Below are 13,915 nucleotides of genomic sequence, written 5' to 3'. Positions count from 1 at the left end.
CTCCGGCTGGAATTTCGCGATGCATCGAAGCGCCTACATATTCCTGCTGCTCACCACCTTGCTGTGGGGCGGGAACTCCGTGGCCGGCAAGCTCGCGGTCGGCCACGTCTCGCCGATGACGCTCGTCTTCCTGCGCTGGGTGCTGGCGGTAGCGATTCTGCTGCCGATCGGCTGGCGCACGATACGAGAGGATTGGCCGATGGTGCGAAGACACTGGTTCGTCCTGGCCGCCCTCGGCGCCAGCGGCTTCACCTTGTTCAACACGATCTTCTACACTGCCCTCAACTACACGACGGCGATCAACGTCTCGATCGAGCAGGCGGCAATGCCGATCCTGATCATGACAGCCAATTTCGTTTTCTTCCGCCTGCGCGTGAACTGGGCGCAGATTGCCGGTGTCGTGCTGACCATCGTCGGCGTCATCCTGACCGCCTGCCATGGCGACCCGCGCCGGCTGCTGACGCTGGAGCTTAATTTCGGCGACGCGATCATGCTGGTCGCCGTGTTCCTCTACAGCGGCTACTCGGTTGGCTTGCGGCTGAAGCCGGTGATGCGCTGGCAGAGCCTGATGCTTTCGCTGTCGGTCGCCGCACTCGTCACCTCGCTGCCCTTCTTCCTCTGGGAAGTGGCCGCCGGCAAGGTCATCGTGCCCGACGCGCATGGCTGGGCGGTCATTGTCTACACCGCGATCGGCGCCTCGGTCATCTCGCAGATGACCTACATCCGGGGCAACGAGCTGATCGGCGCCAACCGCGCCGGCCTGTTCATCAACCTGGTGCCGATCTTCGGCACGCTGCTTTCGGTGCTGATCGTCGGCGAGAGATTCCAGCTCTATCAGGCGCTGGCGCTTGTGCTCGTGCTGGGCGGCATCGGGCTCGCCGAATATAGTGGACGCAAAGCGGCACGGCTTCCAAGCGGCAGCCGCCTGTTTGCCGGAAAGCAAAAAGGCGCGGACGGCGCCGCGCCTTTCGAGCCTTTATCGTAGCGCGATCACATCGCACCGACATCGAACTGCAGCCGCTTGGCCGAGTCGATCGACTTGTGCGCCTTGACCTGCTCCAGCACCTTTTCCGGGAACGGCGCATCGAGATAGAGCAGCGCGATGGCGTCGCCGCCCGGCCGGTTGCGGCCGAGCTGGAAGTTGGCGATGTTGACGCCGTTCTCACCGCACACCGTGCCGAGCAGGCCGATGATGCCGGGCGCATCGGCATTGGTTGTGTAGAGCATGTGCTGGCCGACCTCGGCGTCGAGATTGATGCCCTTGATCTGGATGAAGCGTGGTTTGCCGTCGGAGAAGCAGGTGCCGGCGATCGAGCGCGTCATGTGCTCGGTCTTGACGGTGAGCTTGATGTAGCCGTCGAACACGCCGGATTTGTCGCGCTTGACCTCGGCGACGATGATGCCGCGCTCCTTCACCATGATCGGCGCCGAGACCATGTTGACATCGGCGACCTGCGGCCGGATCAGCCCGGCAAGCGTGGCGCTGATCAGCGCGCGCGTGTTCATCGTCGTGGTCGAGCCGTCGAACAGGATCTCGACCTCCTTGATCGGATCCTCGGTGACCTGGCCGACAAAGGCACCGAGCACTTCGGCGAGCTTGACGAACGGCTTCAGCCGCGGCGCTTCTTCCGCCGTGATCGACGGCATGTTGATGGCGTTGGAGACGGCGCCCTTGATCAGGTAGTCGGCCATCTGCTCGGCGACCTGCAGCGCGACATTCTCTTGCGCTTCCGCGGTCGAGGCGCCGAGATGCGGTGTCGCCACCACATTCTCCATGCCGAACAGGGCGTTCTGCTCGGCCGGTTCCACCTCGAACACGTCGATGCCGGCGCCCGCAACCTTGCCGCTCTTCAGCCCCGCAATCAGGTCAGCCTCGACGATCAGCCCGCCACGCGCGCAGTTGATGATGCGCACGCCGTTCTTCATCTTGGCGATCGCCGCGGCATCGATGATGTTGCGCGTCTTGTCGGTCAGCGGCGTGTGCAGCGTGATGAAGTCCGCGCGGGCGAAGAGCTCGTCCAGTTCGACCTTGTCGACGCCGAGTTCCTCGGCGCGCTTGTCCGACAGGAACGGATCGAAGGCGATGACATGCATCTTGAGGCCGACGCCGCGTGTGGCGACGATCGAGCCGATATTACCGCAGCCGATGACGCCCAGCGTCTTGCCGGTGATCTCGACACCCATGAAGCGGTTCTTTTCCCACCTGCCGGCATGGGTCGAGGCATTGGCTTCCGGAATCTGGCGGGCGAGTGCGAAGATCATCGCCACCGCGTGTTCGGCGGTGGTGATCGAATTGCCGAACGGCGTGTTCATCACGATGATACCCTTGCGGCTCGCCGCCGGGATATCGACATTGTCGACGCCGATGCCGGCGCGGCCGATGACCTTCAGGTTGGTAGCGGCGTTGATCAGCTTCTCTGTGACCTTGGTCGCCGAGCGGATGGCGAGGCCGTCATATTGGCCGATGACTTCGAGCAGCTTTTCCTTGTCCTTGCCGAGATCGGGCAGATAGTCGACCTCGACGCCGCGATCCTTGAAGATCTGCACGGCGGTGGTGGAGAGTTTGTCTGAGACGAGAACACGGGGCGCCATGGCGGCCTCCTTCAAATGGGATTGATCCGGGAATGGGCGGCCGCAAGGCCGCCACGGAAAATCTCAGGCTGCCGCTTTCAGCGACGCCTTCTGGGCGGCAAAGGCCCAGTCGAGCCAGGCCAGCAAGGCTTCGAGATCGGACGTCTCGACCGTCGCGCCGCACCAGATGCGCAGGCCGGGCGGTGCATCGCGATAGGCGCCGATGTCATAGGCGACGCCTTCCTTGTCGAGCACCGAGACCAGCCCCTTGGCGAAGGCCGCCTGTCCGTCGGCGTCGAGCGCCGACACGTCCGGATCGGTGAAGGACAAGCAGACCGAGGTGTTCGACCGTGTCGCCGGCTCGACGGCGAGATGGCCGAGCCAAGAGGACTTGGCGACGAAGCTGTCCAGAACGGCGGCATTGGCATCCGCCCTGGCGACCAGCGCATCGAGACCGCCGATCGACTTCGCCCAGTTGAGCGCGTCGAGATAGTCCTCGACGCACAGCATCGACGGCGTGTTGATGGTCTCGCCCTTGAATATGCCTTCGATGAGCTTGCCGCCCGAGGTCAGGCGGAAGATCTTTGGCAGCGGCCAGGCCGGCTTGTAACTCTCAAGCCGCGCGACGGCGCGCGGGCTGAGGATCAGCATACCGTGCGCGCCCTCGCCGCCCAGCACTTTCTGCCAGGAGAAGGTGACGACGTCGAGTTTGTGGAAATCGAGCCTTTGAGCGAAGGCCGCGGAGGTGGCGTCGCAGATGGTCAGGCCCTTGCGGTCGGCCGGGATGAAATCGCCGTTCGGCACGCGCACGCCCGACGTGGTGCCGTTCCAGGTGAAAACCACGTCGCGATCGAAATCGATCTTGGTAAGATCCGGCAACTGGCCGTAGCCGGCCTCGATCTTGCGAACATCGGCAAGCTTCAGCTGCTTGACCACGTCGGTGACCCAGCCGGAGCCAAAGCTCTCCCAGGCGACCATGTCGACGCCGCGCTCGCCGAGCAGCGACCACAGCGCCATCTCGACAGCACCCGTGTCCGACGCCGGCACGATGCCGATGCGGTAATCCACTGGGACCTGGAGAATTTCCCGCGTCAGCTCGATCGCCTGTTCGAGCTTGGTCTTGCCGATCTTGGCGCGGTGGGAACGACCGAGCGCGGCATTCTTCAGCGCCTCGACCGACCAGCCAGGACGTTTTGCGCAGGGACCTGAAGAAAAATTGGGATTTGCCGGACGGAGTCCGGGCTTAGTAGGTGTCGTCATCGTGGTCTATCCTTCCAGATAGTGGCCCCTCGTTGGGGAGGGGTGGCCCACGCCGGGAAATACAGAAAAGGCCGCAAAAGCGCAATAGGGAAATGGATCTGCCAGCAACACTGCTGCGGCACGGCTGGCACAGCGACGAGATACGGCAGCAAGGAAAGAGGCGGAAAAGAAGGGGATTTCCTCGAAAAGCGGCGCGCTGAAATGCAAAGAGCCCGCCACCTTTCGGCGGCGGGCTCTTTGGGTGCAGAGCATTTTTTTGCGGCGGATCTAGAACCTTACGGTCAGCCCCGCGGTGCCCTTCAGCGCATGGCTGCCTTCGAAGCTGGTCGAGGCCAGCGCCTCGCCATACAGGGCATATTTGCCGCCGGCCCATTTGTAGGTGCCGCCCAGGCCGAGTTCGGCGCCGAAGCGCTGCGGCTCGAACGACATGTCGACCCCCGAGACGGCGACCGAGGTGCCGTCGAGGAACTCGTAAGTCAGGTTGGCGATGCCATAGACATGGCTTCCGGTGGCCTGGGCGTCGTAATTCAGCGCGGCACCCAGCCGGCCCTTGAGGCTGTCACCCCTACGCAGCGACACATTGGCGCCGAACGGATCGGTGAACGCATCGAAATCGACAGAGGCGTAGGCAAGCTGCGCCTGCGGGGTCAGCGACCAGGCGCCGTCGAGCCCGATCTTGCGTCCCGCCTCCAGGCTGAGCGCATAGCCGCTGCCATGGATGCCGTCGCCGATCTTGCCGATGCCGGCGGCGTCCATGTCGCTGCGCAGGATCGCCGCCTGCGCCTGGCCATCGACATAAAAGCCGTTCTCGCCATACCAGGTCAGCGTGGCGCCGATGCCGTAGCTGTCGGTGGTGTTGCCGCCGTCGCCCAGGCCGGAGAAGATGTCGGCGTTGGCGCGCGAATATTGCGCCGTTAGGCCGGCGACCAGCCTGCCGGCCGCCGTTTCGGAAAGCTGACCGTCGATGCCGGCCTGCACCAGTGCCGTGTCGACGTCATAGGAAGCATCAGCGCTGGACGCATTGGCCTCGACATGGCTGTGCGCGCCTTCGATGCGGGTCCAGATGGCCTGCTGGCCCGTCTCGGCTTCGCCATCGAGCGCGGCATGGCGGCGGTCGCCGACGCGCTGTTCGAGCGTCGGCAGCGCGATCATCCCGAGCAGCACCTGCGGGTAATTCTGGTAAACGGGTGTCGTCGGCGCCAGGCTGGCGGCGCGCAGATACCAGTCGCCGTCAGTCGTATCGGCGAGGCCGTTCTGGAACAGCTTGTAGCTGTAGGCACCGCCGATCGCCGGGCCGTTGAGGACGAAGGCATCGGCCGCCGAGGTGCCGTCGACCTGGACGATCCTGATGCCGTCGGCCGTTGTTTGCGCACCCAGGCCGCCGACGTTGAAGACGTGCACCTGGGTTGCGCCGGTGCCCAGGATGCTGTTGCCGGTGATGTGCAGCAGGTCGGTGGCCGAGCTATCGTTGCCGAGCACCGTCTCGATCTCCAGCGCCCCGCCATTGCCGGTGTAGTTGCCGGCAACGGTTAGCGTGCCGATGGAATTGCCCGGCGCGATGACGCCGCCGAGGTGGTTGGTGGTGGTGCCGACGGTGCCGGTGCCCTGCAGGCGTCCGCCCAGCACGTCCATCGAGCCACCAAGCTTGCCGTTCACCGAAAGAATGCCGGCGTTTACATTGGTCGACCCTAAGTATCCGGAACTGTCGCCGGTCAACGTCGTCATGCCCGGGCCATCGTGCTCAACAGTGCCATTGCCCGAAATAACGCCGCCAAAGGAAATGTCATCGGACCGATTGAACACAAGCGTGCCGTCATTGGCGATGTTGCCCACGACGCTGCCCAAGGCGCCGCCATTGCCGAGGTAAAGAGTGCCTCCCGTGATGGTGGTGCCACCCGAATAGGTGTTTGCACCGGTCAGCACCTGGGTTCCGCCGCTGAGCGCCAGACCGCCTGTGCCCTCGACGGTGCCAGCGAATATGTCGTCGGCATCTGTGAGAGTCAGTGTCTTTGCGCCAAGCGCGACAACACTCGTGCCAGCGAGCGAACGGATGTTCGTGCCGGCCGCCGTGATGGCGGAAATGTCAAACGTGCTGTCCACGATGACCCGTTTGGAATCAGCCAGGCTGCCCGCACCGACAAGGCCCAACGTGCCGGATTGGATCGTCGTGGCGCCGGTATGGCTCGCGACACCCGCCAGATTGAGGACACCGTCGCCGATCTTGGTCAGCCCGCCGCTGCCCGAAATGGCGCCTGAAAGCACATTGGTGTTGGCCTGCGTGTCGATCGTCCCGCCACCGGACGCCAGCGTGATTGCGCGCGACGACGTGAAAGATGACGTCAATTCAAGCGTGCCGCCATCGAAGGACAAGCCGCCGGTCGATGCGCCGAGATTGTTGTCGGCGCCGACCGAAATGGTGCCGCCATTCAGGAATGTTCCGCCCGAATAGGTGTTGGCCGCCGTCAGATAGGTCGTGCCGGCGCCTTTGACGATCAGCCCGCCGGTTCCAGAGATTGGATTGCTCAGGATGAATTTGTTGGCTGCATTGACCGCGTTCAGCGTCAGCATGTTGCCACCCAGATTCAGCACGATGTTGCGCGAACCTGAAGGCAACAGGCCTATGCTGCCGCTTTCACTGCTGATGCGCCACTCCTGGGCGCCGGCAAGCGCAAGCCCGGCTGGCAGGTTGATCCGCTGGTTCACCTGGTTGTCGACGCCCACGCCGTCGAGCCCGTAAATGGTGAAGACGTTGTTGGGGGCGGGAAGGTTTGGGTGCGGCACAAAGCCCGAGCCGGAATAGGGCGCCAGAAAGACCAGTTGGCCGACCTGCCGGCTGGTCGAGATGTATGACTGCCCGGTTCCGGCAATGTCGTAAATTGCCCTGTCATTCTGGTTGATGGCGGTACTTCCGTTGTTGAATCCGCCGGGGGGGGTGCTCACATCCGTGTTGCCAACAGAGGTGTAGTGCCTGTCGGCGGCCAGTGCCGGCGCAGCGCCGGCGGCCGACAGGACAAACATCGATACTCCGGCCATCAGCCTGAGGGAAGCAGGGGCAAGTCGCCGGCAGGTCGAAGAAAAGGCAAGGTCTCTGTCAGAAAATCCAATGTCACTTTTCAAAGAAGCCTTTTCTAAAATAGACAGATTGCAGGTATTAGATGTTTGATTTTTCATCAGGCGGCCCCAGAGACGACGTTTTCCCAGAAACTTACTATAATGTACACATATGTACGCAATTCTTATATTACGCCATCGGTTAAAATTAAATGATGGAATGCGAGGCACAGGAACCGGCCAGACAGATCCACAAGGCTGGACCGGTCCGGTGTTTGACGAGAGAATTCTTTGAACTAACAGGCATGGCTACTCCCTGCCGGGAGCCGCGTTGAAGGCTCCGGATTCGATATTTAAGTACGAGCCTTCCTGTCAGGGATTGCGGGGCGCATACGGCAGGCTGCCGCACAGCCTGCCCCCTTCGTCATGCCCGCCGCGACCGGAGGGTAGCGCGGAACCGGACGTGCGAATGTAGCACCACGTCTCATTTGTCTGTACGTTGCGTCTCATCTCGCCGGGCAGGCAGCAGTCCGCTCGCCAAGCCATTGAGGCGGCTGGAGAATCACGCTAGCGCTGCGCGGTGATCCTGCCCGTCACGGCAAGGACATTCAGCGTTACGGCGCACGGAGCGAGGGCGATTGTGCAGGAGGAATTGCACCTCTCGACGAATCTCGTTCAATCGGATCTGCGCACCGAGTATTGGCGCGAGATCACGCGGCCGTTCTTCGAGACCACGCAGCATCCGGAAGACAGCAATTCCACGCTCGAAGGCTCGCTGACGTCGCGGGCGATAGGCTCGCTGTTGATCGGACCGACCAGCTTCAACCAGCAGCAATATCGCCGCGACCGGCGCATCGTCCTGCAAGGTGGGCTCGATCAATATCTGGTCCAGCTTTTCATCACTGGCACGCTTGAAGGCGACTGCGACGGCCAGTCGATTTCGGTTGGGCCCGGCGACATCTGCGCCTTCGATCTCGCTCGGAATTTCGAAAGCCGCGTGCATCAGGGTGCGACCATATCCATCATGCTCCCCCGCGCACGGGTGGACAAGGCAGCGGGTGGGCGCAGCCTTCACGGCGTGGTGCTCAAGACCGGCGCTCCCGTCACGCGGCTGCTGGCGGATTTCATCGTCAGCCTCTCGGATGTGTCGGCGGAAATGGAACGCGCCGACGCGCTGGCCATGGAGGAAGCGGCAATTGATCTGCTGGCTTCCGGTCTGGCGCGCCACGTGCCCTACGGAGCGACAGGCGATCCTGCCCTCGCACAAGTGCTGCGCCGGCGCGTACTGGATTTCATCGATGCCAACCTGACTGAGCCGGAGCTTGGGCCGGCGCTGCTCATGCGCCGATTCAGGGTTTCACGTGCCCATCTCTATCGGGTGTTTGCCGTCGATGGTGGCGTTGCCAAGGTCGTGAAGGAACGGCGGCTGGACGCGGCGTGCCGGGAACTCATGCATATCGGCGGCTCGGCGCGCTCGATCATCGAGATCGCCCATGGGCTGGGCTTTTCCAGCAGCAGCCAGTTCCTGCGCGCCTTCCGTGCCCGCTTCGACATGACGCCAAGCGACGTTCGGCAGCAGAGGGGAGAACCTACCGATCAACGGCTCGCGCATATGCAGGCACACTTTGCCGAATACGCGCAACAGCTTGGTTTGGCGAACCGGCTGGAATAGCGTCGCCGACGCCAATCCAGTGAATTTTCTTGCCTCACCGCCTCAAGGCGCGGGAAGAATGCTGGTGCCGGAAAAGCAAAAGCGGCGGACCCAAGGCCCGCCGTCGTGATTTCATGAACTCGGGGCCCTACCAGAGGTCGTAACGCAATCCGAGTTTGACCGTCTGATAGCTGAGGCCCTTGTTGATGGAAGGGGTGCCGGCACTGTCAAAGGACACATACTTCGCGGATGGCAACGCCACATATTGGTAGCCAAGATCGAGCGAAAGGTTCTTGCTGACCTGGTAAGCGAAACCCGCATCCAGTGAATAGGTCACGCTGAACTGCTTTTCGCTGGAGGACGTACCTGCATAATTGCTCGGATCCAGACAGGTTGTGGTTATTGTCGTTGTATTGCCGCTAAGGTCTGTTGTGGAGACTGGGTTGCCGTTGACGCACTTGCGAGCATTTTGGGTTAGACTGTATGAGGTGTAGGCGATCCCAACGCCACCACCGACATAGGGTGTAAGGCCGACATAGGTTCCAAGATCGACGAAGGCGCTGGCCATGCCATCGAAGGCCCGATTCTGGCCGTTGTTGGAGCCATTGCATGACGCCACGGGAGACTCTAGTGCCGAAGTCTGGCTGGTAACGACGCTCGCTGAATTGACAACCGTCGTCGTTTGGGTCCGGGCGCACGTGGTAACGAAGGCGTTATCAAACGAGCTTGTCGGAAGCATGCCGAAATTCAACTCGCCGCGCAGATAGTCGTTGAAGTGATACCCCATGCCGACCGAACCGGAGAAACCCTGGGTATTGGTGGAGAAGCCTGCCGGCGTCTCTGAGAATTCATAGGGCTTGTTGATCGCATAGCCGACGTCGCCGCGCAGGTACCACCCGGAGCCGACCTCGACCGGCTGATAGTCCGGCGCCTGGTCGACATAGATCGGCGGATCGTAATCGGCCGCGTGCACGGGCGACAGCGGCAAGAGGACTGCGGCAAGCGCCAGCGCTGTCAGCGATTTGAAGGTCATGGTCCTGGCTCCCGAAGTAGGCGCTGGTCGCAATAGCGAGCGCCGTTCAGGAAGCATTGTTAACCATAGTGGTTAAGTGGCGGTTAAGGATAACAGACAGTTAGCGAATTGATTTCGATGATCTTTCGCCGACGCTGCTGGAACGAAAACCGCCCGGCACTTGCCGGGCGGCTTCGTCAATCTCAGGCTGTCGAAACGTTACTTGGTGTAGACTGGCTCCGGCTCGGGAACATAGGGCTCCGGCGGAGGAGCGCAGTCCGACTTGCCGAACTGGTAGCGCAGGCCGCCGCGCACTTCGTTGACGCTGATGCCGCGATCGTAGCCGGGTCCAACATTGCTGTCCGACGCATAGTCGAACATCTTGCCACCGTTGATATGGCTGTAGCGGTAACCGACATCGAGCTTGACTCGATCGGTCAGGCAGTAGGACGCGCCGGCCATGAGGGCGTAGGCGAAGCGCCATCCCTTGCCGCCGTTGTGGTAGAAGTCGCCATCGGCGTCGCTGTTGTGCAGCGTATCCCACTTGACCCAGGCGCCGCCGATGCCGGCGCCGACATAGGGCGTCACGCCGTGCCAGGTGCCGATATCGACATAGGCGTTGGCCAGAAGCAGCAATGCCGAATAGGACGAGGTGTCGGTTGAAACGCAAGGCGTATTGGGATTGGGCGTATTGCAGAACCCGCTGGTTGAACCTTGGAAGCTGGAACTGCTCAGCCAGTCCGCAGTGAGATCCGTGCGGAAATGCTGGTTGATCTGGTAGCCGACGCCGGCACCGGCCGAGAAGGCGCTTTTGAGCGAACCGGTGTCAAAGGAGCCGGGAAACTGGGGCGACCCTGCATTGTAAGTGGTGTAATCGGCGCCGCCGAACTTCGACCAGTGATAGTCGACGTCGCCGCGAATATACCAGCCGCCATATTCCGGAGCCGGCTGCTCATAGACCGGTGGCGGTGCCTGCTCGACCACCGGCTCCGGCATATCGGCGGCGAACACCGGCCCGGCCACGCCCGCGAACAGCGCGGCAAACAAGGCCCTTCTTGCTGTATTGAACATGCTTGTCACCCCTAAAGACCTTCGGAACAGCGAACGCGTCCGGATTTGATTGGCTTCAGTTGTGGATAATGAATTGCAAAGGTTAAAAGGCGTTTAACCGTGTTGCTTAACCACGAATCGATAAAATCTGAGGTTCCTCCCAGCTTCCGAGCCAGGCTTTCGGATTTTGGAAGCAACAAAAAAGCCCGCCCGAAGGCGAGCTTTGATGCAACCAGGCAGCGGCGTGACGCCCTCCGGGCGCGCCGGAGATCAGGCGGCGCTGCGTGTTTCCGAAATCACCTCGACGATGTCGTTGACAACGGCTTCGACCAGTTGCGGATCATCGCCTTCCGCCATGACGCGAATGAGCGGCTCGGTGCCCGAAGGCCGGATGACCAGCCGCCCGGCCTTGCCCAGGCGATGGCGGGCATCCTCGATCGCCGCCTTGACCGGAGCTTCCTCGAGCGGCTTGCCGCCTGAAAAATGGACGTTCTTCAGAAGCTGCGGCACCGGCTCGAACTTCTTCGACAGCTCGCTGACCGGCCGGTTCTGCCGCTTGATGCAGGCGAGCACCTGGAGCGCCGAAACGAGGCCGTCACCTGTGGTCGAAAAGTCGGACAGCACGATGTGGCCAGACTGTTCGCCGCCGACATTGAGCCCATGCGCGCGCATGTGCTCGACGACATAGCGATCGCCGACCTTGGTACGATGCAGCTGCAGCTTCATATCGCCGAGGAAGCGCTCAAGACCGAGATTGGACATCACCGTCGAGACGACACCGCCGCCGGCCAGCCGCCCACTCTGGTGCCAGGACTCGGCAATCAGCGCCATGATCTGGTCGCCATCAACGATCGTGCCATTCTCGTCGACGATGACGACGCGGTCCGCATCGCCATCAAGGGCGATGCCGATGTCGGCGCGGACCTCGTGGACCTTCTTCTGCAGGCCCGCCGGATGGGTCGATCCGCATTCCTTGTTGATGTTGAAGCCATTGGGCTCGACATTGATGGCGACAACCTCGGCGCCAAGTTCCCACAGCGCCTCGGGCGCCACCTTGTAGGCAGCGCCATTGGCGCAGTCGACGACGATCCTCAGGCCCGAAAGCGACATCGAACGCGGCAAGGTGCGCTTGGCGAATTCGATATAGCGGTCATGGACGCCGTCGACGCGCTTGGCGCGGCCAAGCCCGTCGGAATCGGCGAGCGCCAGCTCGATATCCTTGTCGAGCATGCTCTCGATGCGCTCCTCGATCTCGTCGGAGAGCTTGTAGCCGTCGGGTCCGAACAGCTTGATGCCATTGTCGTAATAGGGATTGTGCGAGGCAGAGATCATGACGCCGATGTCGGCGCGCAGCGAACGCACCAACATGGCGACGGCCGGTGTCGGGATCGGGCCGAGCAGGAACACGTCCATGCCGGCGGCGCAAAGACCCGCCACCATGGCATTCTCGATCATGTAACCGGAAAGCCGCGTATCCTTGCCCAGCACAACACGGTGACGATGGCTGCCACGCTGGAAGGAGAGACCGGCGGCCATGCCGACCCGCATGGCGATTTCAGCGGTCATTGGAAACTTGTTGGCGCGCCCGCGGATGCCGTCCGTGCCGAAGTAATTTCCTGCCATGTTAGCCAGAGTCCCCGATCGTTTGCGAGGCACGTCATGCCACAATTGGCCAGTGCCCTATCATCACATTGTGTGATTATATGTTACGAATCCTTAGAAATTCATTGTTGTGCGCTGCACAAAGTAACTTGCCAGCATACCGTAGTGAAAGAGCTGTTGGGCAATACAGAGGTTTGCGGGTTGTTCGTCGCGGGTGCCTGTCTCAAAACCTTGTTTCGGGGCCGCTACTTGCAACGATTTCATCCCCTTGCCGGGATGAGCATGCATTTCGGCGATATATACGCCACTTCGCATCTAGCGCAACCGACCGTTGAGAGCTATTGATTTGCAGGGACGCATCTTGGGCGGCTGCAATGGAGAAACGCTATGCTCATTCATCGACTTGCCACTTTGACGGGCCTCGCCGTCGTAACCTTGTTCCTGGCAGCGCCAGCCAACGCGCTGACCATGGCCGAGTGCAGCACCAAGTATAACGCGGCCAAGGACGCGGGGACACTCGCCGGGCAGACCTGGAACCAGTTCCGCAAGGCACAATGCGGTACCGACGCGGCGGCCACGAAGACCTCCGACACCAAGGCGGCAACGACAACGGCGACGACAAAGCCCGCCGCCACGACCGCTGCTGCCGCTGACAGCAGTGCCAAAGGACTGACGGCGAAGGAATGCAGCACCAAGTATCAGGCCGCGAAGGCCGCTGGTACGCTGAATGGCATGAAGTGGGCCGACTTCCGCAAGGCGCAGTGCGCTGCCGGCGCGACCGCCGCGGCTGACACCAAGCCTGCGGCCAAGGCGACCACGACCGCCGCTGCTCCTGCCGCCACCGGCAAGAACCTGACCATGGCGGAATGCAGCACCAAGTATCAGGCTGCCAAGACGGCCAATACGCTGGGCGGCATGAAGTGGAACGACTTCCGCAAGAGCCAGTGCGGCGCCAGCGCGTCCGATGACGACACGGTGCCGGCTCCGAGCGAAGCGAACTACAGCAGCGAGCCGGAAAAGCCGACCGCCGTTGCGCCCAAGGGCGTGACGTTCCCGAAGGCGATTTCGCAGAAATTCGCCACCGAGACCCCGGCCAAGGGCCGTATGCATACTTGCCTTGAGCAATACTATGCCAACAAGGACGCCAATACGCTCGGCGGCCTGAAGTGGATCCAGAAGGGCGGCGGCTTCTACAGCCTCTGCAACGCCAAGCTCAAGGGCTGATCTCTTAGTCACATCTTCCAGAAAAAGGCCCGCGCATCGCAAGGTGCGCGGGCCTTTTTGTTGGGCGACTTCGGAGGCCATATCCACGCCGCAAGGAAGCGCCGTCGGCGACGCTGCCAATATCCTCCTTGCGGGGAGATTCCCGGCAGGACAGAGGGCGCGCGAAAGATCGCTGCTCTCATTCCAGCTTGGGTTCGCTTTCAGGAAGGTGCGAGCATCTCCCCTCAAGGGCAGGACAATCGCATATGGCGTTCCCCCACTCCGTCTCGGCTTCGCCGAGCCACCTCTTCCCCACATTCGTGGGGGAGAGGAAATGCCAACCGCCGAGGTCGCTGCCTTGAAAGGCCTGGGTTCCTCTCCCCCATGGACATGGGGGAGAGCGACTATCTGGGGTGTCAAGTTGCATTTGCGAACTCGTTGCGCGCGTCGCGTGCTTTTGCATTGAGGATGACGAGAAGTTTTCGGGCGAGAGCGATGCGGATGAGCATTTTGGG

The 13,915-nt window shown here is 61.9% G+C and carries 9 protein-coding genes and 1 pseudogene; 3 read left to right on the top strand and 7 right to left on the bottom strand.

The genetic code is table 11. The features are described from left to right. Window positions 1-19 precede the first annotated feature (19 nt). Window positions 20-985 carry a DMT family transporter gene (locus tag ABVQ20_RS37695; RefSeq protein ID WP_354464889.1) on the top strand — a complete coding sequence of 322 codons (966 nt, stop codon included), beginning with the start codon at window positions 20-22 and terminating at the stop codon, window positions 983-985. A 5-nt stretch (window positions 986-990) separates the two neighbouring features. Here the strand turns inward: ABVQ20_RS37695 and serA are convergent, their stop codons facing one another. From serA to ABVQ20_RS37680, 3 genes are all read right to left on the bottom strand, one after another. Next, window positions 991-2,592: a phosphoglycerate dehydrogenase gene (serA, locus tag ABVQ20_RS37690; RefSeq protein ID WP_354464888.1), complete on the bottom strand. Its 1,602-nt coding sequence runs from the start codon at window positions 2,590-2,592 to the stop codon at window positions 991-993. A 63-nt stretch (window positions 2,593-2,655) separates the two neighbouring features. Continuing rightward, window positions 2,656-3,831, bottom strand: a complete 1,176-nt coding sequence (locus tag ABVQ20_RS37685; RefSeq protein WP_354464887.1) for a phosphoserine transaminase — start codon at window positions 3,829-3,831, stop codon at window positions 2,656-2,658. Window positions 3,832-4,098: 267 nt separating this feature from the next. After that, window positions 4,099-6,849 carry an autotransporter family protein gene (locus tag ABVQ20_RS37680; protein ID WP_354464886.1) on the bottom strand — a complete coding sequence of 917 codons (2,751 nt, stop codon included), beginning with the start codon at window positions 6,847-6,849 and terminating at the stop codon, window positions 4,099-4,101. 685 nt (window positions 6,850-7,534) lie between these two features. Between ABVQ20_RS37680 and ABVQ20_RS37675 the strand changes: the two genes are divergently transcribed. Further along, window positions 7,535-8,554: a helix-turn-helix domain-containing protein gene (locus ABVQ20_RS37675; RefSeq protein WP_354464885.1), complete on the top strand. Its 1,020-nt coding sequence runs from the start codon at window positions 7,535-7,537 to the stop codon at window positions 8,552-8,554. A 127-nt stretch (window positions 8,555-8,681) separates the two neighbouring features. Here the strand turns inward: ABVQ20_RS37675 and ABVQ20_RS37670 are convergent, their stop codons facing one another. The 3 genes from ABVQ20_RS37670 to glmM all read right to left on the bottom strand — a co-directional run bounded on the left by ABVQ20_RS37670 (window position 8,682) and on the right by glmM (window position 12,218). Next, the gene (locus ABVQ20_RS37670) at window positions 8,682-9,566 is read right to left on the bottom strand and encodes an outer membrane protein (protein WP_354464884.1); all 885 of its coding nucleotides are present in this window, start codon (window positions 9,564-9,566) and stop codon (window positions 8,682-8,684) included. A gap of 198 nt (window positions 9,567-9,764) precedes the next feature. After that, a complete protein-coding gene (locus ABVQ20_RS37665) occupies window positions 9,765-10,616 on the bottom strand; it encodes an outer membrane protein (RefSeq protein WP_354464883.1) in 852 nt (283 codons plus the stop codon). 249 nt (window positions 10,617-10,865) lie between these two features. Next, window positions 10,866-12,218: a phosphoglucosamine mutase gene (gene glmM / locus ABVQ20_RS37660; RefSeq protein ID WP_354464882.1), complete on the bottom strand. Its 1,353-nt coding sequence runs from the start codon at window positions 12,216-12,218 to the stop codon at window positions 10,866-10,868. Between the two features lie 366 nt (window positions 12,219-12,584). Here glmM and ABVQ20_RS37655 point away from each other — a divergent pair, with 366 nt between their 5' ends. Continuing rightward, window positions 12,585-13,421 carry a hypothetical protein gene (locus ABVQ20_RS37655; protein ID WP_354464881.1) on the top strand — a complete coding sequence of 279 codons (837 nt, stop codon included), beginning with the start codon at window positions 12,585-12,587 and terminating at the stop codon, window positions 13,419-13,421. Window positions 13,422-13,816: 395 nt separating this feature from the next. Here the strand turns inward: ABVQ20_RS37655 and ABVQ20_RS37650 are convergent. Beyond that, window positions 13,817-13,915, bottom strand: a pseudogene (locus ABVQ20_RS37650) (IS110 family transposase); the annotation flags it as partial.

It is taken from the genome of Mesorhizobium shangrilense, from assembly GCF_040537815.1.
Classification (GTDB): Bacteria; Pseudomonadota; Alphaproteobacteria; order Rhizobiales; family Rhizobiaceae; genus Mesorhizobium; species Mesorhizobium shangrilense.
Note: the sequence above shows the minus strand (reverse complement) of the source record. Positions and strands in the feature narration are given on the sequence as shown.